This window comes from Vagococcus fluvialis bH819 (assembly GCF_900163795.1).
GTDB classification, from domain to species: Bacteria; Bacillota; Bacilli; order Lactobacillales; family Vagococcaceae; genus Vagococcus; species Vagococcus fluvialis_A.
Genome location: NZ_FWFD01000009.1, coordinates 69,374 through 94,419, shown reverse-complemented (window position 1 = coordinate 94,419; position 25,046 = coordinate 69,374). Strand labels below are relative to the sequence as shown.

Annotated in this window: 15 protein-coding genes; 6 read left to right on the top strand and 9 right to left on the bottom strand. The window is 32.3% G+C overall.

Going from position 1 to position 25,046, the window contains the following annotated elements; all coding sequences use genetic code 11:
- Positions 1 to 100 precede the first annotated feature (100 nt).
- Positions 101 to 304 carry a CsbD family protein gene (locus tag FM121_RS06725; protein ID WP_086951404.1) on the top strand — a complete coding sequence of 68 codons (204 nt, stop codon included), beginning with the start codon at positions 101 to 103 and terminating at the stop codon, positions 302 to 304.
- Positions 305 to 408: 104 nt separating this feature from the next.
- Here FM121_RS06725 and FM121_RS06720 read toward each other — a convergent pair whose 3' ends face one another.
- Entirely contained in the window at positions 409 to 7,947 is a 7,539-nt protein-coding gene (locus FM121_RS06720; protein WP_086951403.1) for a Cna B-type domain-containing protein, read from the bottom strand.
- 275 nt (positions 7,948 to 8,222) lie between these two features.
- Here FM121_RS06720 and FM121_RS06715 point away from each other — a divergent pair, with 275 nt between their 5' ends.
- From FM121_RS06715 to FM121_RS06705, 3 genes are all read left to right on the top strand, one after another.
- Positions 8,223 to 8,603 (top strand): PH domain-containing protein, encoded by a 381-nt coding sequence (locus tag FM121_RS06715; protein WP_086951402.1) that lies wholly within the window; start codon positions 8,223 to 8,225, stop codon positions 8,601 to 8,603.
- A 114-nt stretch (positions 8,604 to 8,717) separates the two neighbouring features.
- The gene (locus FM121_RS06710; RefSeq protein WP_218778618.1) at positions 8,718 to 9,227 is read left to right on the top strand and encodes a GIY-YIG nuclease family protein; all 510 of its coding nucleotides are present in this window, start codon (positions 8,718 to 8,720) and stop codon (positions 9,225 to 9,227) included.
- A gap of 119 nt (positions 9,228 to 9,346) precedes the next feature.
- The gene (locus tag FM121_RS06705; RefSeq protein ID WP_143597066.1) at positions 9,347 to 9,529 is read left to right on the top strand and encodes a hypothetical protein; all 183 of its coding nucleotides are present in this window, start codon (positions 9,347 to 9,349) and stop codon (positions 9,527 to 9,529) included.
- 533 nt (positions 9,530 to 10,062) lie between these two features.
- On the opposite strand, the gene FM121_RS06700 is transcribed toward FM121_RS06705, so the two are convergent.
- Complete coding sequence (locus tag FM121_RS06700) at positions 10,063 to 10,740, bottom strand: SDR family oxidoreductase (RefSeq protein WP_086951400.1); 678 nt, start codon at positions 10,738 to 10,740, stop codon at positions 10,063 to 10,065.
- A 108-nt stretch (positions 10,741 to 10,848) separates the two neighbouring features.
- Positions 10,849 to 11,277, bottom strand: coding sequence for a hypothetical protein (locus tag FM121_RS06695; protein WP_086951399.1), 429 nt, complete (start codon positions 11,275 to 11,277; stop codon positions 10,849 to 10,851).
- A 223-nt stretch (positions 11,278 to 11,500) separates the two neighbouring features.
- Between FM121_RS06695 and FM121_RS06690 the strand changes: the two genes are divergently transcribed.
- Entirely contained in the window at positions 11,501 to 12,568 is a 1,068-nt protein-coding gene (locus FM121_RS06690) for a type I restriction endonuclease (protein ID WP_086951398.1), read from the top strand.
- A 102-nt stretch (positions 12,569 to 12,670) separates the two neighbouring features.
- Here the strand turns inward: FM121_RS06690 and lepA are convergent, their stop codons facing one another.
- Positions 12,671 to 14,509 (bottom strand): translation elongation factor 4, encoded by a 1,839-nt coding sequence (gene lepA, locus FM121_RS06685; RefSeq protein ID WP_086951397.1) that lies wholly within the window; start codon positions 14,507 to 14,509, stop codon positions 12,671 to 12,673.
- A gap of 123 nt (positions 14,510 to 14,632) precedes the next feature.
- Between lepA and FM121_RS06680 the strand changes: the two genes are divergently transcribed.
- Positions 14,633 to 15,856 carry a GNAT family N-acetyltransferase gene (locus tag FM121_RS06680; RefSeq protein ID WP_086951396.1) on the top strand — a complete coding sequence of 408 codons (1,224 nt, stop codon included), beginning with the start codon at positions 14,633 to 14,635 and terminating at the stop codon, positions 15,854 to 15,856.
- Between the two features lie 72 nt (positions 15,857 to 15,928).
- On the opposite strand, the gene clpB is transcribed toward FM121_RS06680, so the two are convergent.
- The 5 genes from clpB to menE form a co-directional block, all read right to left on the bottom strand.
- Positions 15,929 to 18,529, bottom strand: coding sequence for an ATP-dependent chaperone ClpB (clpB, locus tag FM121_RS06675; protein WP_086951395.1), 2,601 nt, complete (start codon positions 18,527 to 18,529; stop codon positions 15,929 to 15,931).
- Between the two features lie 150 nt (positions 18,530 to 18,679).
- Positions 18,680 to 20,590, bottom strand: coding sequence for an o-succinylbenzoate synthase (gene menC, locus FM121_RS06670; RefSeq protein WP_086951394.1), 1,911 nt, complete (start codon positions 20,588 to 20,590; stop codon positions 18,680 to 18,682).
- Positions 20,584 to 22,305 (bottom strand): 2-succinyl-5-enolpyruvyl-6-hydroxy-3-cyclohexene-1-carboxylic-acid synthase, encoded by a 1,722-nt coding sequence (gene menD, locus FM121_RS06665; protein ID WP_086951393.1) that lies wholly within the window; start codon positions 22,303 to 22,305, stop codon positions 20,584 to 20,586. Before menD ends, menC begins: the two co-directional genes overlap by 7 nt.
- Complete coding sequence (locus tag FM121_RS06660) at positions 22,298 to 23,635, bottom strand: isochorismate synthase (protein ID WP_086951392.1); 1,338 nt, start codon at positions 23,633 to 23,635, stop codon at positions 22,298 to 22,300. Before FM121_RS06660 ends, menD begins: the two co-directional genes overlap by 8 nt.
- On the bottom strand, positions 23,616 to 25,040 hold the full coding sequence (menE, locus tag FM121_RS06655; RefSeq protein ID WP_086951391.1) for an o-succinylbenzoate--CoA ligase: 1,425 nt from the start codon (positions 25,038 to 25,040) through the stop codon (positions 23,616 to 23,618). Before menE ends, FM121_RS06660 begins: the two co-directional genes overlap by 20 nt.
- Positions 25,041 to 25,046: the final 6 nt, after the last annotated feature.

The following is a 25,046-nucleotide window of genomic DNA, read 5'->3' as shown; positions in this document are numbered from 1 at the left end:
ATTATATATTTTGAAAACTATAAATCGTATCATTTGTACTATTAAAGTCTTATATGTTAGAATTCACTTGTAACAAAAAGAATATCAAGGAGGTTTTTCTATGACTGATAAAGGTTTTACGGATAAAGTAAAAGGCAAGGCAAAGGAAGTGACCGGTGATATTACAAATGACAAAGGTATGAAAGCTGAGGGAATTGTCGATCAAGCGATTGGTAAAGCAAAAGAGGTCAAAGCAGATATTAAGGATATTTCCGAGGAGTTAGTCGAAAAAGCCAAGGAAAAATTAGATAAAAATAAAGATTAGTTAAATTAATAGATTTTTGAGGTTGGCAAATTTTATTGTCAGCCTCTATTTTTTGCAAAAAAACAAGCTAGAAAGCAAATAATCACCTTCTAGCTTATTTTTTATTATTCACTTTTCCTTGTCTTTCTTCTAGTAAGGAAAATAGCACTACTTGTAATGAGTGTCAGTAAACCTAGATAAAACATTTTATTGTTTAATTTTTCCCCAGTTGCTGGGAATTGTTGCTTTTTATTCGTCGTTTTTTTCTGTGGGTCTATTTTGTTTATAGTTGTGACTGGTAATATCGAGATATCTTTATTATTTCGTGTATTTATGATATCAAAACGGTCATAAGTTGTCTCATAAGTTGCTATTTTTTCTTGAGCAACTGAGTATTGGTACGTATCTAAAAGTGAGTCATATTTTTTTAACTCTTTAAAGCTGTATTTCCATTGACCATTTTGATCTGGAGTAACATCGATTGATTCCATAAGTAAATTTATTCCAAAAGTAGTCTGTTGATATAAATTTACTCTTACTTTTTCTGGTCGTTTACTTAGTTGTTTACTATCGTTTTTCCAGATGATATTACCAGAAACTTCTAATGTTTCTTTGTTTTGATAGGTGTTTCTAAAATTCGTTATGTTTCTTTGATAAGTTATCTCAGTTTGGTAATTTTTAATTTTTTCTTGTTCTACTCGGTACTCAATTTCATTACCTTCTTTATCATATTTTGGTAAATCATTAAAAGTATGTTTGTAGTTATTTTTTTTTTTGACTTCTATCTTTTCAATGGCATGTTGATCACCATAAAGTGTCACTGATACTTTTTCCGGTCGAGTATTTAACTTGTTATCGGTGTCTATCCACTCAACTGCTGCTTTCATTTCAATCAATTCATTGTTTTGATAATGATTTGTGATGATATGTTGATTGTTTTGAGAGTGATACTTTTCTACAGCTACTTGTTTTGTTGTGTAGCTGATTTCTTTGTTTATTTCATCGTTTTTAGCCAAATTTTTAAATTCAAATACCCAAGTATCTGTTTGTTGAGCTGAAACAATTTTAGTATCAATTAATTTTTGATTAGCATAAAGTTCAATTGTTACAGCTTCAGGTCGAGTGTCGAACTTATTACTGTAGTCATTCCACGTAATGTTACCTTCTACTGTTGTTTTTTCTTCATTCACAAAAGTATTCGTAAAATTAAATCCATCAGCTTTAACAGAGTATTCATTAGGCATATTACTCTGTTCTACGGTATAAGAGTAAGTCTTACCTTCTGAATCAACTTTCTTCAATTCATTAAACGCATAGGTACTTGTATCTGAAGTTGTAGAGATTACTTTCTCATCAACTTTCATTCCGTTCTGTTTAAGAATAAGCGTTAATTTCTCAGGACGAGTGTCGAACTTATTACTGTAGTCATTCCACGTAACGTTACCTTCTACCGTTGTCTTTTCTTCATTCACAAAAGTATTCGTAAAATTAAAACCGTCAGCTTTACCAGTGTATTTACTAGGTAGATTACTTTGTTCTACGGTATAAGAGTAAGTCTTACCTTCTGAATCAAATTGCTTTAATTCATCAAACGCATAGTTACTGGTATCTGAATCTGTAGAAATCTCTTTTTCATCAATTTTCAAACCGTTCTGTTTAAGGGCTAGTTTTAACTTCTCAGGTCGCGTATTGAATTCATTGCTGTAGTCATTCCACGTAACCTTACCTTCTGCTTTTGTTTTTTCAGGATATGTGTAAGTATTGATTATCAGGCTATCAGCGATACTTGTTTGATAGTTATCAATCGATTCTTGCACAATTTCATAGCCATAAGGCTCTAGATAATCATCATATTGTGGCAAATCATCAAAACTAAAATACCATTGATTATTTTGCTTATTTAAAGGAGCAGTTACCTTTATTGTTTTAAAAGGATTATCAGATGTTGACTTACCATCACTATCTTTTTGAATAAGCATTAGTTGCACATGATCTGGTCTACTAGAAAGTGATTCATTGCTATCAATCCAATTAATAGAGCCTGATAGATCAATGGTAGCAGTGTTAATGAATTTATTCTTAATTGTAAAGGAAGTTCCTGCCGTACTTAATTCATCCTTATTTAACAATTGATATTGATTGACGTCTCTCTGTGAAATGGTGTATTCATACAACTCACCGTCACTATCGAATTTAGGTAAATCTTTGAATTCAGCATAATCATTCATTTCTTTGGTAATCACTTTTTCTTGAAATTTCACTCCATTTTGATTTAATGACACAGAGGTACTATCAGGTCTGAGGTTTAATTTATTTTCTTCATCATCCCAAGTAACATCAACGACAATTGTTTTTTTATCTGTATTACGATAAGTATTCACAAATAAACTAGTATCATTAGAAATTTGCGTTAGTTGGTAGTTGTTAGGAACCTTTTCGTCTACTTTATATTTTATGGTATTCCCTTGTTCATCGTATATAGGTAGATTAGTTATTTCGTGGTACCATGTATCACTATCATCATTAGGGTTTTGAACAGTCACTTGTTCATCAAGAACTTCACCTTTATTGTTTGATAAGACAAAAGTGATTGATTCAGGACGAGTATTAAATTTATTGTGATAGTCATCCCATTTTTTGGTGATTGTTAGAGACTTAGTTTCCAGATTTTTATACGTATTAGTGATTAAGACATTCTTACTCACATCTCCAAAATCTAATGCGCTAAAATTATCAGGAAGCCATAGATAGCTAGTTTGATAATCCATTAAAGTCGAAGTACCACTACCAATATTTTCAATAGCACTATAACGGTAAGGAACACCGGTTGTATCATAACGTGGTAATTGACTAATCTTAAATGAAAATTCATCTCTACTTGTATCAGTCGTATCTAAGATTAACGTTTTTAAGAAGCGCTCATTTCGAAAGAAATCAATCGAAATTTTATCAGGACGTGTATCAAATTGATTATGGTAATCATCCCATTTTTTAGTCCCATTAATTTCAATGGTTGCTTGGTTTAGGTATTCAAAAGTGATATGTCTCTCATCTATTGAAAGAGATTTAGTATAACCTTCATTTAGAAAATCAGTTTCATTTTCAACAACAACTTGATATGAATAGTTGTTGTTTGTCGTATCATCTGTATTTTTTTGACTACCAAAAGAATAACGATAGTCGTTGTTTCTATTTAAAGCCAATGTTTGCGTCTGATCTGTTGGTTGATTGTCACGGAATAAACGTAAATTAATCGTTTCAAGGCGTGTTCCAAATTTGTTTTCATAATCTAAAATCGTCACAGTTCCTTCGATTTCAATTTCATCAGAAGTTCGGTAACTATTTTCAAATTTAAACCCTGTACTAGTTTGAAGTGGTCCTCGTGTTTGATAATCAGCAACTGTTTCTTGTCTAGCTGAGTAAACATAAAGATTACCATTTTCATCATATTTGGGAAAATCCGTGACCGTTTTTTCCCATGTATCAGTATTACCTTCTAGTTGTGTGCTCTTATCTGATAAGAGGCGATTATTTTGAAGAATTTCTACAGCGATATGACCAGGCCTTTTACCAGCGACTCCACCGTTGTCATCCCAAATACTTTCAAGGGTTAAAGAAACTTTTTCAGTATTTAGATAGGTATTTTTAATGATATCTCCTTTTAATTCTGAATGATAAGGAGAGTTTTCGGGAAGCGCTTCTTTAATCGTATAACGATACTCTTCTCCGAGACTATCATACTTAGGTAAATTTTCGAAGGATGAGGACCAAATATTCTCTTGTTTAGAGCCTGACACTAACATGTCTTTTAAGTAAGCATCATTTTGATAAAGTTCCACTTTTACTGAATCTGGTCGTGTATCAAACTTATTAGAGTAATCATCCCACATTTTGGTAATTTGTTTTGATACTTTGTCAGTATTTTTATGCTGATAAATAACATCTAAAGGATTACTTGCCTCAATTTTTTGCGTGTACTTATCGACTTCACCAAAATAAATTGTATAGTCGTAAGGTGTGGCATTAGGATCGTACTCTAACAAATCATCAAAGGTATAATGCCATACATCCGTATTATTAGTTGGAACTATTTGTGTCTGCCCAGTTGGTTGATTATTACGAAATAGACTAATTTCAATATTTTCAGGACGCGTGAGGAATTTGTTTTGATAATCATCCCAAGTAATCGCACCACTAACTTCTCTTTTACCTTCGTAAGTATTAGTAACCGCAAAGCCATCTTGACTAGATCCAGATACTTCAGTTTTGAAATCTGGAATTGCTGTAGTTTCTAGTGAATACTCAATCAACTCACCATCTGTTGTGAACTTTCTAACTTCTTCAAAGTTATCGTCAAAATTGTTCTCAGCTGTTAACATCTTATCATAGGATAAATCATGATTGTTAGTCAACGTTGCTGATACGTCAGGCTTATTCAGACTATCAGGTACGCCCTGCCACTTAACTTTGACTGGAACAACTGTCAGAATATCTGTAAATTTTCGGTTAGTGATTGTCCGAATTTCAGTGTCATCTTCAGTGACCCCAGTTTTTAAATTAATCTCAGTTTGATTTGAGGCATTTAACTGATAACCATCCGGTGCCTTTGTTTCAACTAACAGATAGTGATCAAATGTCAACTCGTTGAAAAATATCTTACCATTACTGTTGGTTTTTTTAATATCAACTATCTTTTCAGGATCGATTTTATTGCCCCTATAAAGGGTAAATTCAGCATCCGGTAACATAATACTTGTGTCTAAGGCATCTGCTTTATTTACAATAACACGCCCTGTTTTTCCTTCCACACCACCACCAGTTGAAGGCACAACACCAGAAACGCTTGTGGTAATGCGATGCTCACTATCTTTAGAAATATTACTTCCAGAAATAGATAAATTATTACTCATCACAAAAGGCATCCCTAAAGAATTAGGTGGATAAATTGGATTACTTGAAAAAAGTAAAGTGACTTTATTATTGGAAAAATCTTTTAGTAAGTCTATTTGAAAGGATCGTTCTGTATAAATTAACCGGTAATCCTGACCTTCAATCAACGGTTTATCTAAGCGAGAAATCGTATCATGTTCTGTTAGTTTAATGGTATTTTTAATGACTTTCATATTTTGCCATTCATTATTAGTCAAACTAACGTCTTTAATAGCTAATTCATTTAAATTAATCGTTGTTTTCCAATTGACTATATTGGTTCCTATATTGTTGGTTCCGGTCTCACTCAAAAAAGTTGAACCATCAGATATTGGGACCACGGAGCCACTAAACTCTTGCAAACTAGTATACTTATCTTGATACAAACCATTCATACTTAAGTCTTTTATACCATCGGGAATCATTTTACTAGTCGTCCTAAAGACGACACGACGTTGATAACTATTGGGTTTAAACTTAGCCGTAATTTCATTTGTTGCTGCATTGTATTGACTAGTGGCATTATAGTCGTTAGACCAGCTAGTTGATGAAGCTGAGTAGGAATATTCTAGTTTAACAGAGTTTGGGACAAGTTCTAGACCTTCCGTTATGGGAATTTTTAATTCAGCATTTTCAGCTAAATTTATTCTATTCTCATTAACATAAGCGATCCACTCAATCTGATTATTTTTTGGAAGGTACGTTCCAGTCATTTTTACTAGTGGCGACTTTCTCTGATCAGTAACTGACCATATCGCTTTTTTAGGACTTGTTCCATTTTTTGCTGGAGAATAGTTATAATCTGCTGTATTTTTTAATTTTCTTTCTTGATCAACAAAGGCAACTTCACTTACATCTGAGTTATATCTGATTTGATAAACAAACTTCCCAGCATTTTCCAAGTGAAGACTAAATCCATTTGTTTTACCATCTGGACGTTTTTTTAAATCTAACGTATATTTATCAGGTGAAACGGCTGTAAAACTATTTGTATTGCCTGTTGAACTTTTCTCAACAATGATTCCTTTATTTTCTTTAGATTCATCTAAAATAATATAACCTGAATCAAGTGTGTCAGTTATTTCTATTTTCTCTAATGTATCTACTTCTTGATACGGCCTTGGTTTGTTAGCAGTTATTGTCCAAGATGCTACATCATCTTTTACGGAACCTCTTTTTTCAACGGCGCTGTCTATATTACTCTTAGTTGGAGGAACTTTAACAGATGCTAAGCTATATTGCTTAGCAGAGTCGATACGATTACTTGCTAATCCTGATTCTCCACCTAGATATTTTGTTTGATAGTTAATCACTACTTTTTCGGTAATATCGCCTTGAAATTTAATTTTAAAACCTTTATTAGTCGGTTCTGAGACGTGTGGCAAGTTAGGTGTTAATTGAATACTTTCCTTAATAATCTCATGATTACTTCCTGAAATAGCATCTGTAATTATTGCTTCATCTTTAGGAATATGAACATTTTCAGGATTATAAACCGCTTCCCAAAACAAGGGTTGTCCACTTGCATAAGGTTGGGTACTACTTTTTGTGATAAGTGTAGCTCCTTGAACATTAACTTTCTGTATGTCGCTAGTCGACTTACTACCTGTAAATCTAGCAGTTGAGCTAATATTACCAATGACTCCAAAAGCAAGTGTTGTCTTTGTATAAATAATATAAGTTTCTTTTGAACCAGCAGGAAACTTAATATTTCCTTGACTATCTTTAACAAGTGTCACAGGTTCTTTTTCAATTATTTTAGAACCATCTATAGAAACATCTGCTGTGTAAGCCTTGATAATATCCAATTGTTTTAGATTGGTACCATCAAGTGTTTGTTTTAGAGTAGCACGCGTTAAATCTTCTTGGAGAGGATTTACAATAATTTTCCAGCTTAAGGATGTATAATGATTATTCTCTATTTTTTGATCAATAAATTGATGCGAAACTTGGGCTTGATTTGATTTGACATACACAAACCCACTCTCTATAGACGGAGGTACCTGTGTAAAAGGAACTTCATGTTTTCCTGGAAAATCTCCTGAATCTCTTTGAATTTGAAGCATGGCATAGATAGAGCCTCTAATCCCATTTAAATTTTCATTCGCCTTAAAAAAACTAATTTTAGCATGTCCCTCCGGACTGATAATAATCGTTCCGTGAGTTTCTCCTGATTGATCTTTTAGAGGTTGCGCTTTTCCCACAGAATTATCAATATACATTTTAACAAGATCAGTTTTCGGTAAATCAAATTCGAAATAATCTCCCTCTTGAATATTTAAGTAAAGTTCTTCTGGAATATCAAAATCATAAGTAACGTTGATTTTGTCACCTACAGAAATCGGAGCAAGTTCTGTTCCTGAATTTGTAATTTCAGCATCTTTTAGAATAGTAGGCTTGCCAACTTTATCTAAAGAAAGTTTATTTTTTCCGGTTAACGTTGTAATATCTTGCGTTTCTCTGCGTTCATTTTGTTCACTAGCAGACTTTAGTTCTGGAATTGATTCTGTGGTCTCTTGTTTTTTTATTTCTTCGGTTATTTTTGGTTCGGATACAGAAGATGATTCTGTTGAGCTTACGACGGAATCATCTGTTTGCTTCTTTGTTTCTTGGGTTATGTCTGTTTCCTCTACTCCTTCCCCAAACGCTATAATCGTATTGACTGATAATGAAAGATTAGTAACAATTCCCATCAAAAGCACCAACAGTAAAAATAAATTTTTACTTTTTTTCACTTCAAGTCCCCCTCTTTTATTTTTTGTAAAAAACGACGAATAAATGATTTTTGTGATGCAACTAAAAATGCTTTATCTGAAAAAGGTTTCTAATTATAGCTATCGACATTTTTAATCATTTTCTTAACGTTTTCTAATAAAATAAATTGAAATTTGTTAATTTGACTTATGATTAAAATACAGTCATAATGTTAAAATGATAGTTATTATTAATACTAATTTTATAATAAATACATTTAACACAGAAATTTAAATCAATAGAAATGAGGATTTTTATGGGATTATTTGATGGATTAATGGGGAACGCGAGCCAAGTGAAACACTCAGAAGTTGAAAGAGAATTAGAAACAGTTTTAATATCTGGAGAAACTATTGATCTTGCTTTCAAATTAGTAAGAGATTTAATTGTTTTTACAGACTCACGCTTAATTATTGTTGATAAACAAGGAATGACTGGGAAAAAATGTTCTTACAAATCAATTCCTTACCATAGTATTTCACGATTCAGTGTTGAAACATCAGGACATTTTGATTTAGATGCTGAACTTAAAATTTGGATTTCAAGTGGTGTTGAACCAGCAGAGTCACTGCAATTTAGAAAAGATAAAAATATTACTGCCGTTCAACAAGCATTGGCTATGGCGGTTTTAAAGTAGTTTATTAAGAATAAAAACATTATTTCAATGGAGAAATCTGTTGAGATAGTGTTTTTTTTATTTGGTTATCGTATATTATTAAGTGAAATAATAGAATTATAGGAGTTGGGTAAAATGGAAATTTTTAAAACAATTTTTTTAAATACTGAGTTAATGAAAATTTTGGGAATAACATTTTTATTTGGTTTATCTTTACATATATTAAAATTTACTATCCAAATAAAGCAAGCGCAAAAAATAAATCGAACAATTCATAGTTTAGCTGATAACTCTTTAGAATTAACACCTAAAGAGTACTTAGAATTAAGAAATAAAAAATTATATGGTGAAAAAGCACGACATGCTAATACTCAAAATTTTTCTGGTGTCTACATCCTTCATAATATAAGTAAAGATTTAATTTATGTTGGACAAAGTATTAAAGTGTTAGATAGAATTGGCAATCATTTTAAAGGGAATGGAGATGTTTATGCGGATTATAAATATGGAGATGAATTTAAGATTCGAACAATTTCATTAGATTTAAGTCCTTATGATAATTTAAATGACCTAGAAAGACATGCGATTAAAGTATTTGGTGCTTATGAGAAAGGGTATAATAAAAATCGTGGGAATAAAAGATAGCTATTATTAAGGAGTAATTTATTTTGAAATAGAAACTAATTTATACAGTGCTAGTCATTGTGACTGCCCTATTTATATTTATTCATGCTAACTCCAATCGATCTTTAAGATTTACGGTAATGCTTCACGGATTTCCTAAAGAGGCGCTTCATTCAAAAATTAACTATTCATTTCAAGATGGAGAGAATATAAAATATTACTTTTTAGATCCTACACCCGTTAGTTCAGCAACCGGACCTACAAATGCTTGGGAAGTTAAAAAGGTCAGTGTTTTTTATTTTTCTAGTTATTTTGGCGCTTAATAATCACCATGTATTCCTTCCCTATTCTTTGTTATAATATCTTTTTTTGGAGCAGGTTATATCTTAGGGACTGCTAAAAAGGGAGAAAATAATGAGAAAAAAGTTGAAGTAAAAACAAGTAGTTCGACGACAAAAATATCATCTAGTACGACTCAAGAAAGCAGTAAAGAATACACAAGCATAAGTTCAGTGAACAACGAACAAATTGCGCTAGATAAAATGGTTTCTTTAACAGGTAGATGGCAGTTCCACAATCAGGTAGTAATATTTATATTCATGAAGATGGTCATTGGTCGACGAGCGGTGTTGGTCCAGGAACTGATAGAGAGTTGAGTACTCAATTATTGTCAATATGATCAAGCTAGTAGTACAATCCAACTAAACGTCGATGGGAAAGCCACTAGTTTACAAATTATATCGAACACTGAAATAATTTAAAATTCTGGAGACGATGAATCAAGTCGATATGTTTTAATTCAATAAAATACTAAAATAATTAGTTTCTTTGATATGAGGTATTTGATGTTAATATATTATTTACTTTTAATAACTATTTCAGAGGGGATTATGTTTTGTTTCATATTTGCTGAAATAAGACTAGCAACATCAGAAGGTTTCATGAAGCGGCTTGTTTTTTCATTTGTTAGAATACCTTCCCAAAAATCAGTTTCCATACCACCCATATAAACACCACAAATACTAATATCAGTTGTTTTAAGTTCTAAATTAAGGCTCTCTGTAAAACCTTTAACACCAAATTTACTAGCACAATAAACAGATTCATTTATTTTACCTTGAAGTCCGGCTGTTGAAACGATATTAATAACTAAGCCACTATTATTTTCTTTCATCATAGGCAATACTTCTTGTGTACAAAAAATAGTGCCTTTTAAATTAGTATCAATCATTTGGTGAATAGCTAATTCTGGAATGTTTTCAGCTAAATCAAATGAGCCAAGACCGGCAGCGTTAATTAAAATATCAATTTTTCCTAACGTATTCTCTATAGCCCGAAATATATTGGAGACAGATTCTTTCTTAGAAACATCTACAGAATAGCAAGTAGTATGTTCTAATTGGTTTTGAATATTTTTTAGTTTGTCCATACTTCTGCCAAGTAGGACAACATGATTGCCTTCTTTTGAATATTCTTTGGCTAATTCAGCACCCAGTCCACTACCTGCTCCAGTGATAACAACTAATTTCATCATATAATATGACCTCTCTCTGTATGTTTTATTAAATACATTTTATCAAATAAAAGACTGTACTACCATTTTTAGTTTATGTATATATATAGGAAGATGACACAAAGAAACTCACTTTTCTGAATGTTTATTTTTTCTAAGATTATAATTGGTGATAGTGAATATAATAATTATCATACCAATGTAAAATAGTTTGTTTTTTCTTTTTTCTCCCGTATTATTATCTTCTAAAGTAGTGATCCTTTTTTTAATTGTTCTCTCAGATGTATTATTGTCTGTTTTGGATGTAAAAAATTCTTCATTAGTTCTTATATCAAGATTCTTAATAGAATTGCCAATTATTTTTTCTGATAAATGTTCCATTTGATTTTCTTGAGATGGTGACGTAGATTCTAAAGTATTTATATCCTGTTCCTGTTCTGCTTCTGTTTTACGATTGTTTTCTGCAAAAGCACTAATGGTATTAATCGACAGTGAAAAATTTGTAACAATGCCCATTAAAAGAACCATCAATAAAAATAATTTTTTATTATTTCTCATTTTAACCTTCCTTTCTAAAAAAGATTCTTATATTTATTATCGGTATATTCTAATTAAATTTTTAGCTGATTTTAATAAAAAATGATATTTTACAGATTTATTATCTACAAAAAAATAAAGGACTAGTCAAATTTTATCCTTTTTATTTAAAAATAATGATATAATTATAGGCGTAGTTATTTAATATGTTTAGTAATAAAGAGAGAATTTGGAGGATATATGTATGGAAAAGGAAAATCAAAAAGAAGCATTAAAAACATTAGGTAAAAAAGTAAGCGCTTTAAAAGAAAAGATTACAACAGAAGAAGCGACAAAAACATCTTTGATCATGCCTTTTTTTAGCTTGTTAGGTTATGATGTATTTAATCCTTTGGAATTTATTCCAGAATTTACAGCAGATGTTGGTATAAAAAAAGGAGAAAAAGTTGACTATGCTATTGTTGTAGACAATACACTCACTATTCTGATTGAAGCAAAGGCAATAACTGAAAAATTAAATAAACATGATTCACAACTATTCAGATATTTTGGAACAACAAATGCTAAATTCAGTATTTTGACAAATGGTCAAGAGTACCGTTTTTATACAGATTTAGAGCAAACAAATAAAATGGATAATATCCCTTTTTTAACCTTTAATATATCATCATTAAAAGAATCTCAAATTCCAGAAATTCTTAAATTTAGTAAAAATAATTTTGATATTAATGAAATAGTAAGTAGTGCTTCTGAATTAAAATATATAAATGCTTTGAAATTCTATATGGATGAACAATTTGAAACACCTTCAGAAGATTTCGTTAGATTTTTATCTAATAATATCTATGATGGCGTTAAAACAAAACAAATTATCGATAAATTTACACCTATTGTTAAAAAAGGTTTAAATCAAATTATTACAGAACTTGTTAATGAAAAATTATCTTCCGCTCTTAATACATCTGTTGAAGTAAAAGAAGTTGAATCAAAAGAAACTGAAGTAAAATCATCTATATTAGATGACTCAAATATTGTAACAACTCCTGAAGAATTAGAAGCGTTCACAGCAGTTAAAGTATTGTTAAATGAGGTTATAGATATCGAAAGATTATTTTATAGAGATAATCGCAGTTATTTCAATGTTTTATTGGATGATAATATTAGGAAATGGATACTACGATATTATGATTCTTCATCTAATAAAAGAATTGAACTAAATAATCCTGAACGAACAATCATTGAAGTCACTTCTCCATTAAATATTTTGAATTATAAAAATGAAGTATTAGAAGTTATTCATCAGTTTATCTAATTGTATTGTTTTAGTGGTTACTACTATTTTGTATATTTAAAAGCAAAAAACTTTCGATATCATTTTATCGAAAGTTTTTGCTTTTTCAGTTATCACAAACCCTTATTTCTTCTTACCTTCGTCCTCGTCCATCTTAAGAACTGCCATGAAGGCTTCTTGTGGAACTTCAACTGAACCGATTTGTTTCATCCGTTTCTTACCATCTTTTTGTTTTTCAAGAAGTTTACGTTTACGTGAGATATCCCCACCATAACATTTAGCTAATACGTTTTTACGTAGTGCTTTAATATCTGTACGAGCTACAATTTTAGTCCCAATAGCTGCTTGAATAGGCACTTCGAATTGTTGTCTTGGAATTAATTTTTTCAATTTATCAACGATTGCTTTACCACGTTCGTAAGAGAAATCTTTATGAACGATAAAGCTTAAAGCATCCACGTTTTCTGCATTAAGAAGGATGTCCATCTTAACTAAATTACTTGAGCGATAACCGGTTAATTCATAATCAAGTGAAGCATATCCTTTTGTTCCTGATTTTAATTTATCAAAGAAATCAAAAACAATTTCTGATAAAGGAATATTATAAACCACATTAACACGGTACTCATCTAAATAATCCATTGTGATAAATTCCCCACGTTTACGTTGAGAAATTTCCATAACAGCTCCTACGTATTCATTAGGAACCATAATTTGAGCTTTAACAAAAGGCTCTTCTACAGTATCAATCATACTAGGTTCTGGGAAATCAGCCGGATTATCAACAATAATTTTTTCGCCATTTGTTTTATTTACATGATAAATTACAGACGGGGCTGTTGTAATTAGATCTAAATTAAATTCACGTTCTAAACGCTCTTGAATAACATCCATATGAAGTAAACCTAAGAACCCACAACGGAAACCAAAACCAAGTGCTTGTGATGTTTCTGGTTCAAATTCTAGAGCTGAATCATTTAATTGTAATCTTTCTAGAGCTTCTCTTAAATCAGTATATTTTGATGTATCAATTGGATATAAACCACAATACACCATCGGATTCATCTTTCGATACCCTTTTAGAGGTTCACTTGCAGGGTTGTTGGCTAAAGTTACTGTATCCCCTACTTGTGTATCTTGGATATTTTTAATACTGGCAGTAATATAACCAACGTCACCTACCATAAGAAAATCTCGTGCAATTGTTTTAGGTGAAAAAATACCTACTTCTGTAACTTCATATTCTTTCCCATTTTGCATTAATTGGATAATATCTCCCGGTTTGACAACACCATCCATGACACGAACATTTAATACGACACCACGATACGAATCATAAACAGAGTCAAAAATTAAAGCTTTTAAAGGTGCTTCTAAATCACCATCTGGTGCGGGTACATTTTCCACAATTTGTTCTAGAATATCCTCGATACCGATCCCTGCTTTAGCGCTCGCAAGTACAGCATCTGTAGCGTCAATCCCAATAACTTCTTCGATTTCACCACGAACTCTTTCAGGATCTGCTGCTGGTAAGTCAATTTTATTAATAACTGGTAAAATTTCTAAATCATTATCCACTGCTAAATAAACATTAGCTAGTGTTTGAGCTTCAATTCCTTGAGCGGCATCAACCACTAAAACAGCACCCTCACAAGCGGCTAAACTTCTTGATACTTCATACGTGAAATCCACGTGTCCTGGTGTGTCGATTAAGTGAAAAATATACTCGTTTCCATCTTTCGCATTGTATGTTAGTTCCACAGCATTCAATTTAATTGTAATGCCGCGTTCTCTTTCTAAATCCATTGAATCTAATAATTGATCTTGCATTTCACGATCAGATACAGTATCTGTGTGTTGTAAAATACGGTCGGCCAAAGTGGATTTACCATGGTCAATATGTGCTATGATGGAGAAATTACGAATAGATTCTTGCCTTTTTTTCATCTCATTCAAATTCATATATATCTCCTACTTTCTTTTCAATCAGCATTTTTAATTATACCAAGCTTTAAGCAGTTTTTAAAGTATTTTAAGAAGGAGTTTGCTATAATAATTAGGAAAACAATTTTAGGAGCCTAAAAAATGGATAAAAAAGAAATTAAAGATTCGTTAATTTTAAAAAAAGTTGAATTAAAACACATCAAACAATTCAATGAGTTACTTCGTTATGTCTTCCAAGTAACTGATTCAGATATTGAAGAAGGTGGCTATGAAGACGAATCAGAAATTATTCGTGCTAAACGTCCTGTTCTTCGTGAAGCTGACGTGTATGGTTGGTTTACTCATGAAGAACGTTTAATATCTCAATTAGCCATTTATCCTTGTGAAGTGAATATTCATGATTCTGTTTATAAAATGGCAGGAGTGACAGGTGTTGGAACCTATCCTGAATACTCTAATTTTGGTTTAATGAGTGATTTAATCGGTTTAGGACTTAAGAAAATGCGTGAAAATGAACAATGGATTTCTTATCTTTATCCTTACAGCATTCCCTATTACCGTCGTAAAGGTTGGGAAATCATGTCAGATAAGGTAACCTTTGAAATTAAAGATACCCAACTTCCTAAACGTGTTGAAGTCCCTGGTTATGTGGAACGTGAAGATATTCATCATGAGGATGTCTTTAAAGTTTATGATCAATTTGCGGAGGTCAATCATGGAACGATGATTAGACAAGATTTAAATTGGGAAGAATATTGGCGTTGGGAAAACGAAGAAGAAAGAACTGCGGCCATTTATTATAATCGTGAAGGTGAACCGCAAGGAGTTTGTTTTTACTGGATTGCTGAAGAAATTTTTCATATCAAAGAAATGTTCTACTTGAATCAAGAAGCTCGACATGGTTTGTGGAATTTTGTTTCTGCTCATTTTTCAATGGTTGAATTAGTTCAAGGAGAAACTTATAAAAATGAACCGATTGCCTTTCTATTTGATGATAGCGAGATTAAAGAAACGATCGAACCTTATTTTATGGCTAGGATTGTCGATGTAGAAAAATTTATTGAATCGTATCCGTTCATCACAACAGGAAAACCATTCCATTTTGTGGTTGAAGATCCGATAGCTGAATGGAATAACCGAGTCTTTGGTTTGATTTGGGATGAAAACGATGACTTAACGATTACCGACGAGCCAATTGGAAATCCTGTTCAGATTGATGTTCAGACGATGGCTGCTTTATTTATGAGCTATAAGCGACCTTCTTATCTTTATAGAATTGAGCGATTAAAGACGGATAAAGAAACCTTGAGAACTTTAGAAAGAATTATCCCTGATCAAGAAGCTTATTTTAGTGACTACTTCTGATAGGAATAGTAAAACAAAAAAACACGTGCTAGAAAGAGCTATATTTCACTCTTTTTAGCACGTGTTTTATCTTTATTCTACTGACTCTTTATAAAAGTCTAACTGATTGTCAACTAACTCAATGATGACTTTTGTTTTTGGCGGAATTTTTCCACCAACAATTTCTTTTGCCAATGGTGTTTCGACCTCTTTTGTCAAGAATCGTTTAATTGGACGAGCACCGTAAATCGGATCATATGCTTGTTCGGCAATCCAGGTTTTAGCGGTATCAGACATCTCTAAATAAATGTCTTGATCACTTAGACGTTTAGTTAATTGTCGGATCATTTTAACAATTATTTCTTTTACGTTGTCTAAACTTAAAGGTGTGAATAAAATCGTATCATCAATTCGATTCAAGAATTCTGGTTTGAAATGAGCTTTAAGCATCGTCATAACGGCATCTGATGTTTCGCTAGAGATTTGACCTTCTTCAGAAACGCCCTCTAGTAATAATTGTGAACCGATATTACTTGTCATAATTAATACTGTATTTTTAAAATCTACTACACGACCCTTAGAATCGGTCAAACGACCATCGTCTAAAACTTGCAGTAAAATATTGAAGACATCAGGATGTGCTTTTTCGATTTCATCTAGTAAGACGATTGTGTAAGGGCTTCTTCTAACAGCTTCCGTTAATTGTCCTCCTTCTTCATAACCAATATAGCCAGGAGGTGCCCCAACAAGACGAGAGACACTATGTTTCTCCATGTACTCACTCATATCAATACGGACCATGTGTTCTTCCGAATCAAAAAGATTTTCCGCTAATGATTTAGCAAGCTCTGTTTTACCGACACCAGTTGGTCCTAAGAACAGAAATGAGCCTAATGGTCGATTTGGATCTTGAAGACCTGCACGTGAACGAATAACAGCATCTGACACAGCATCCACAGCTTCATCTTGTCCAATCACACGCTCATGCAAGGTGTGATTAAGTCGCAATATCTTTTCTCGCTCCCCTTCTTCTAATTTAGAAACGGGAATCCCTGTGAGACGTCCGACAACAGTAGCAATTTCTTTATCAGTAACAACTTCTTGAACCATTTTAGTATCACTGTTATCTTCTTTTGCTTCCAACTCTTTTAATTCTTGCTGTAATTTAGGAATGGTTCCATGTCTCAAAACAGCTGCTTCTTCTAAGTCATAGTTACTTTCAGCATTTTCTAACTGCGTTTTAGCAGCATCAATTTCAGTCCGTTTTTTATTGACTTTATCGACTTCTTCTTTTTCAGTTTCCCACTGCATTTTCAAAGTATTTGTTTCTTCACGTAATTCTGATAGCTCTTCTTGAAGTAGACTTAACCTTTTTTTACTAGCATCGTCCTCTTCTTTTTTCAGAGCTGCTTCTTCAATTTCTAATTGCATGAGTCGTCTGGTTACTTGATCTAGCTCTGTTGGCATAGAGTTCATCTCAACACGAATGGTCGCACATGCTTCATCCACTAAATCAATCGCTTTATCTGGTAAATAACGATCTGTAATGTAACGACTAGAAAGTGTTGTAGCTGCAACTAAAGCATTATCATGAATATTAACACCATGGTGAATTTCAAAACGTTCTTTCAACCCACGTAAAATACTAATAGTATCCTCTTCAGTCGGTTCTTTGACTAAAACTTTTTGGAATCGACGTTCTAAGGCTTTATCTTTTTCCATATATTCTCGGTATTCGTCTAAAGTTGTTGCACCGATACAATGCAACTCACCACGAGCAAGCATCGGTTTAAGTAAGTTTCCTGCATCCATACTACCTTCAGTCTTACCAGCACCGACAATAGTATGAATTTCATCAATAAACAGAATAATCTGTCCTTCACTTTTTTTCACTTCTTTAAGGACTGCTTTTAAACGCTCCTCAAACTCACCTCTAAATTTAGCACCAGCAATTAATGCTCCCATATCTAATGAAAAAATAGTTTTATCTTTTAAATTTTCTGGGACATCTTTTTTGACGATTCGTTGCGCTAAACCTTCGATAATAGCTGTTTTACCTACACCAGGTTCTCCAATTAGAACGGGATTATTCTTTGTTTTTCTTGAAAGAATTCGGATGACATCACGAATTTCTTCATCTCGCCCAATAATTGGGTCTTGCTTGCCACTTTTTACAGCTTCAACCATGTTAGTAGCATATTTTTCTAAAGCCTCATATTGTTCTTCTTGATTTTGAGAAGTCACACGGTCCCCTCCTCTAATGGTTAATATTTTTTCATTGATTCTTTCTTCTGTAATTTGTTGACTTAATAGATACTTAGTTAGTGGATGGTTTTTTAATTTCATTAACGCGGCCACAATGACTTCTGTTGCTAAAAAGTCATCCCCTAATTTTTCTCTAATTTTATCTGCTTCTTGAAGTAAATTAAATAAATTTTGACTTAAATTTTGTCCATACTGTATGTTACTACCACTAACTTGCGGTAATTTGTCTATTTCTTGATCAATTACTTGTTCAAATAACTCAACGTTAAGACCTAAACCACTATATAAGTTTCTAGCAAAGTGATTAGGTTGTAGGAATATTTTCCATAAATGGACAATGTCTATATTTTGTTGTTGTCTAACCATCGCTATTTGTTGTGCTTCTGCGATTGATTGTTGTAAAGTTGTTGTCATTTTTTCGATGTTCATTGTCATTCCTCCTTTAACTTATGATTACATTTTACTCCATTGGTCAAAAATGGTCAAACGATATGCTATTATTTTTTATAAATTTTTCAAAAAATAATCCTCTAACAATCACAAATACTAAACGTGATTGATTAGAGGATTCTAAAGATATTAAAACCAATAATTAATTTTTTTTCTATCGACTTCTTTTAAAGTAACCCCGATTCCATCACTCTCTAAAGCTCTCATTCTACCCCTTTTAAGGCTAAATTCCTCAATAATAACATCTTCTTTATAGTAACGATTAGAGGCTGATAAATCGCCTGGTAATGTAAATGATGGATGATTGGCTATGATTAGATTCAAACTGCGACCGACACCAGACTCAAGCATACCACCTATCCAGATAGAAAGATTAGTGTTGTGAGTGTATTCTAATATATCTAAACATTCTGTCAGACCACCCACTCGAGGAATTTTTAAATTAATACTTTGACAACTTCCTAAAGTATGGGCTAATTTAACATCACTTAGTGATCGAATATTTTCATCTAAACAAATAGGTGTGTTGATTTTTTTTTGTAAAAGAGCATGTTCGTAAAAATCACTCGTCCCAAGAGGTTGCTCGATCATCGCTAACGAAAAATTATCAAACTGCTTTAACAGTTTTTCATCAGATAAATGATAAGCAGAGTTGGCATCAACCATAATAATTAAGTCAGGAAAAGCTTCTCTAACATTTCTAATGTAACTAATATCTTTTCCTTTGTTAATTTTAATTTTTATCCGAGTATATCCCTGTTGAACGTATTCTTTTACCACCTTTAAAAGGGTTGCTTCGTCTTTTTGGATACCAATGCTCACACCAACTGAGATTGGTTTATTTGGCAAACCAATATATTCAGCTAAAGAAATTTTTCTTTCTTTAGCAAAAAGATCCCAAATAGCCGTCTCAAGTGCTGCTTTTGCCATTTGATTTCCTTTAACAGGTAAAAATAGGTCTCTTATTTGACGAGGTGAGTATAAAACTTGTTTTTTTAGTAGAGGGATTAAATAGTTTTTAATAATAAGCCGATCATTTTCTAAAGTTTCTTCAATATAATCAGGAGCTTCAAAACTAAGCAATTCTCCATAACCATTTGTTTTATTAAATGATTCTATGACGAAAATATCAGTTTTTTTTTGAGTTAGTTCACCATAACTTGTCCTAAAAGGAGTCAACAGATCTAAGGAATGTTCATAGGCGTAAACATCCTTAATTTCAATTCTTTTATCCTCAATAACAGCGTACAAAATATCATAAAAATAATCAGGAGTTTCTAAGTGAACACAATGACCGACACTTTCGATAACCACTATAGGGATATTTTTTTCTTTTTTTAGTTGTTGTCCAATTTGAACGTATTTTTGATCTAAACTACCAGCAATAAAAGTCGTAGGTATGTTATCAAATAAATCAGTCTTTAAAAAAAATTCTTGATTAGCTACTGAACCTGATAGCAGTGAAAGTATCATTGATTGTACATTTTGCTTCTTTTTAGTAGTAATTTCTTTGCTTACTATACTTTGTGGTAATAATTTTTGACTAGCAAATAAGGGATCGTCTTGCCACCAATCAACAAAAGAAGTCATTCCCATTTGATTTAATTTTTCAGCTAATTTTTGATCAGAATTTTTTCTCAGTTCTTTCTCTTTTTCGTTCCGAAGTCCTATAGATGCACTTTCTAAAAATAAATGAACCACTCTTTTAGGATAATGATAAGCATAAGTCTGTGCTACACGACCACCAAAAGAATAGCCTAGCAAATAAATTTGTTCTAATTTTAGTTCGTTAAAAATTTCTTCTAAGGCATTGGCAATTCTATACAGTTGATAATTTTCAGCGTGAGTTGATTGTTCTGATTGACCATGACCAAGTAAATCAATTCCAATAATATTCCAATCAGTTTTATTCTTTAAAAAATCAAAGGTTGTGTGATCACCCATAAAACCATGTAAACAAATTAATGTTTTTTGATTTTTCTTTTGTGAATTTAGGTAATGAATAGCGTACGTTCCAACTGTTGTTTTTATGGTTAACATAATATATCTACCGTTAACTCGTTATCGATTATTCGGGACATTTCTTTTCGTTTAGTCATTTCATTTTCTCTATCAGTAACAATTTCAACAATCCTAGATTTATTTTCAGCCATAATCTCTGGTAATATACTTTTCCATTCAGATAAATTAACTACTTTTAAATGATCATAACCAAATCCTTTAGCTAACGCTTCTATATTTAAAGATTGTGGCGTTCCGAATAAAGGTTCAAAGACTTCTTTTGGCAATTCTCCTTGTGGTAACATAGAAAAAATGCCACCACCATCATTATTAATCACAAAAATAGTTAAAGGTAAATCTTCATTTTTACCGACGGCTAATCCGTTTAGACTATGAAAAAAAGATAAATCTCCGATAATTAAGCCATTCCAAACATCAGGATTACTAGCAACCATTCCAAAAGCAGATGATAAAATACCATCAATTCCGTTAATGCCACGTGTCCCAAATAAATTAAACTTTTGGGTAGTACATGACAACACAGTATCAACATCTCGAATTGGCATACTATTAGAAATGAATAATTGGCCCTTTTCTGGTGTGTTCGCTAAAATATCAGCTATAATTGTTGTTTCTGAATGTTCTTTTATTAATGGTGTATTAATTAAAATTTGATTAATTTGCGTATCTAGCATAACCCAGGTATTTAGCCAGTTAGTTTTAGCCGTTATTTTAGCATGGTTTATACTTTCCTCTAACCATGAATTATGGTCTGATTCAATGACTAGATTACATTGATTTGAATAATCTAGTATCATTCCCGAATCATCAATCAAACAGTACTCGCCTTGGTAATTAGCTAAAAATTGATTTAGACTTTTGGAAAGTAGTGCCCGGCCTAGTCGAATAATTACTTTGGGTTGCAGTTCTTCATTAAGTCCTACTTGTTTCATTAACAAATCATGGTGATTAATAATAACGGAAGATTTAATCCCACTTGTTTTTAAATTAGCTAAGCTATCACTAAAAATTGGCCAACCTAACCTTTCAGCTAATAACACTAATTTATCCAAGTTGATCGATTCGGTAACTTCTCCTAATAAAAACAGACCTTTTTCTTCTTGGAATAATTTACTCACATCTTCTGGAAAATCATTGACTACCTTTTTTCCAACCATCCGTTTTTTTCGTTTTATTTCAGGTAACTTAGTTTCTAAACTAGGAATTAAAGGTTCTCTAAAAGGAAAATTAGCATGAACTGGTCCTTTGGGTGTTGTTTCAGCTCTTGAAATTAACTGAAACATTTGGTTATAACTATATTGAAGCATTTTTGGAGCCTCTTCAGCTAAAGGAAATTCCATAGAAAATTTAACTTTGTCACCATAGAGATGAACTTGTTCCATTGTTTGTGGTGCCCCGACATGTCTCAATTCATGAGGACGATCTGTTGTTAAGATAATCAAAGGAATTTGACTCTCCTTGGCTTCACAAATAGCCGGGAAATAATTAGCTGCGGCGGTACCCGATGTGCAGACACAGGCAACTGGTTTTTGTTTAACTTTTGCTAAACCTAATGCAAAAAATGCCGCTGAACGCTCGTCAACATCCATATAGACCTTAAAATCTGAATCTTGTTGTAAAATAATAGCTAAAGGCGTTGATCTTGAACCAGGAGACAAAATCACATCTTTAATTCCACTATCTTTTAATCCTTCTATACTTGCTTTTAAAAATCTGGTCAGCCTCTCACTCATTTATTTGTCCTCCTAACGCTCGTAACATCGGTTGAAATTTAACTTTTGTTTCTTCTCTTTCTAATGTAGCAATAGAATCCTCTACAATACCACAACCAGCATAGAGAATCGCTTGGTTATCACAAATATAAGCTGATCTAATGCCGACAACCACTTCCCCAGTGTCCTCTAAAATATTTCGCCACCCAAGAGGACCACCATATAAACCTCTAGGATAATACTCATGGTTTTTAATCCAATTTATCGCTTCTTTTTTAGGTAATCCCCCAAGTGCCGGTGAAGGATGTAATGCCGCAATTCCCTCTGAAAAGGTCACTTCTTTTTTTCGTTCTCCCTTAATAGGTAAAAATAAATGCTGAATATCTCTATTTTTTAGTAACGAGACAGGTATTTTTTTATCTAAAGAGGTTGTTAATTTAGTCATTTCTTCCTGCAACCAGCGAACTACGTAATGATGTTCTATCACATTTTTTTGATCACTCAATAATCCATCACCTAATTGTTGATCTTCTTTTAAAGTCTTACCTCGTTTGATTGATCCAGCAACACAAACAGTTGAATAGTCTGTTGTAGTTGCTTGAAGCAACCGCTCAGGAGTGGCACCGATAAAATAAGATTGATTCTTAGCTACGACAAAACGATAAGTATCAGGTTGCTCTGCTCTCAATCTTTTGAGCACATCGACTGGATTAATTGATTTTTCAGTCATAATTTTCAGTTGTCTAGCTAAAACAATTTTGTTAAGTGTTTCAGATGATTTTAGATGGGCAACAGATAATTCTACCTCTTGTAGCCAATCTTCAATTTTTAATTCTTCTTTGATCAAAATTTTATTAATTTTTTTAGTCGATGGTCGTTCTAATTGTCTAAATAGGTACAAATTTTTTATTTCTTCTTGCCACTGAACGAATAAATCTTCTGTGGAATTAACTAACATATTAATGGTTACCCATTGTTGATTCTGTTTTTCGGTTCGAATGATCTTAGGTAAATAAGTGACTGTTTGACTGAGTTCTCCCCAAATTTCAGAACTATCAGTGGTTTCATCAAATAACCCAGAAATCATTTCTATTGGTCCTGTCATTTCAACAGAAGCATTTGTTATAATTCTGGTGAATACTGCAGGAAGAGAGCCAACACCGTAAATCCCGCTATTATCAGTTGCATTTTCAAAATAAAAATGTTCAGCATAGTGGGTACTGGTTCTCTCGTAATCAGAAATTAATGGATCAGCATTTATATTAAAAACCCAACTTATCAGTGTGGGTTCTGTTATTATTTCATTTTTTAATTTTTCTGGTAACTCAAAATTAATTAGTTCTTTTTTCATATTTTTTTAACTCTTTCATTAAGTGACTTTTGTTAATTTTACCGGAAGTCGTTCTAGGTAATTGTTTCAAAAAATACCATTCTTTTGGCAATTTAAATTTAGCTAAACGATCTTGACCGAATGAATCAAGCTCTTTTTCGGATAAATTAGTAACGATAAAAGCAATTGGAATTGCTCCCCAAGTAATATCTTTTTTACCGACTACAGCTATTTCTTGAATTTCTACATTTTCAAGGAATGCTTGTTCTAATTCAGCTGGATAGATGTTTTCTCCACCAGAGATAATTAGTTCGTTTAGACGACTTTTAACATAAAGATAGCCTTCGTCATCAAGATAGCCTAGATCCCCTGTTTTAAACCAACCATCAGAAGTCCATGCTTTAGTTTCTTTTAAATAGTTCGTGATGACTTGGGGTCCTTTTAACCAAATCTCCCCTATTCTATTTTTGGGATTTCCAATTTTTAAAGAAATTCCTTCTAAAGGTAAACCGGAAGCGCCTATTTTTGATTTAGCATCGTGTTCATTCAAAGCAATCACCTGGGAACAAGTTTCAGTCATACCAAAAGACTGAACAACTGAGACATGATTCTTATGACAAGTTTCAATTAAATGAAGAGGAACACTGCCCCCTCCCACAAGCATTATCCGAAAATTATCAGAATAGCCTTCTTTAGGGTAGATAGACATTAGTTTCTCTAACATCACAGAAACGACAGAAACAACTGTAATCTGTCCTTTCTGTAATTCTTTTGTTAGGTATATTTCATCAAAAGAAGACATGAGATGAACAGTTAAGCCTAAAATTAAACTCCGACAAATAATAGATAAACCACTAATATGAATTAAAGGTGTTGCACAAGCCCATTCGTCTTCTGACGATAGCTTTAAATTTTTTTGTGTTGCCATGCAACTAGCATAGTGATTATCAAATGTTTGAATGACTCCTTTTGGATTGCCTGTGGTACCAGAAGTGAACATAATAGAAGCATTATTTGTTGGTGTATGTATTTCATTTTGAATTGAATGAATCACTGAAATTTGATCTATTTTTTCAAAAGGGTAAAAGGCAATTTTTTTGAGTTTTTCTTTTTGTTCTTCATCACCTAGGACGATCTTTGTTTGAGCTTCATTTAACTGAAACAGAAGTTCCTTCCTTGTTAATCTAAAATTAAGGAAAACAATTTCTCGATTAAGTTCCCATAGACTCAAGATAGTAAAATACATTTCCAACGAATTTTTACCAATTAAGGCAACACGTTTGTTATTACCAATAAGTGAAATTAGTTTATTTTTTTTTATATTAACCAAGTCGTAAACTTCAGAAAAGGTATAGAATTCGTCATTAAAGCGAATCGCTATACCTTTTCTGTTTTTAGCAACTTGTGTTTGTAGCCAAGTTTGCATAGTTAG

Bases quoted from the DNA above. Each gene is read 5' to 3' on its own strand.
- FM121_RS06725 (WP_086951404.1), top strand. From the start codon at position 101: ATGACTGATAAAGGTTTTACGGATAAAGTAAAAGGCAAGGCAAAGGAA.
- FM121_RS06715 (WP_086951402.1), top strand. From the start codon at position 8,223: ATGGGATTATTTGATGGATTAATGGGGAACGCGAGCCAAGTGAAACAC.
- FM121_RS06710 (WP_218778618.1), top strand. From the start codon at position 8,718: ATGGAAATTTTTAAAACAATTTTTTTAAATACTGAGTTAATGAAAATT.
- FM121_RS06705 (WP_143597066.1), top strand. From the start codon at position 9,347: ATGCTTCACGGATTTCCTAAAGAGGCGCTTCATTCAAAAATTAACTAT.
- FM121_RS06700 (WP_086951400.1), bottom strand. From the start codon at position 10,740: ATGATGAAATTAGTTGTTATCACTGGAGCAGGTAGTGGACTGGGTGCT.
- FM121_RS06695 (WP_086951399.1), bottom strand. From the start codon at position 11,277: ATGAGAAATAATAAAAAATTATTTTTATTGATGGTTCTTTTAATGGGC.
- FM121_RS06690 (WP_086951398.1), top strand. From the start codon at position 11,501: ATGGAAAAGGAAAATCAAAAAGAAGCATTAAAAACATTAGGTAAAAAA.
- lepA (WP_086951397.1), bottom strand. From the start codon at position 14,509: ATGAATTTGAATGAGATGAAAAAAAGGCAAGAATCTATTCGTAATTTC.
- FM121_RS06680 (WP_086951396.1), top strand. From the start codon at position 14,633: ATGGATAAAAAAGAAATTAAAGATTCGTTAATTTTAAAAAAAGTTGAA.
- clpB (WP_086951395.1), bottom strand. From the start codon at position 18,529: ATGAACATCGAAAAAATGACAACAACTTTACAACAATCAATCGCAGAA.
- menC (WP_086951394.1), bottom strand. From the start codon at position 20,590: ATGTTAACCATAAAAACAACAGTTGGAACGTACGCTATTCATTACCTA.
- menD (WP_086951393.1), bottom strand. From the start codon at position 22,305: ATGAGTGAGAGGCTGACCAGATTTTTAAAAGCAAGTATAGAAGGATTA.
- FM121_RS06660 (WP_086951392.1), bottom strand. From the start codon at position 23,635: ATGAAAAAAGAACTAATTAATTTTGAGTTACCAGAAAAATTAAAAAAT.
- menE (WP_086951391.1), bottom strand. From the start codon at position 25,040: ATGCAAACTTGGCTACAAACACAAGTTGCTAAAAACAGAAAAGGTATA.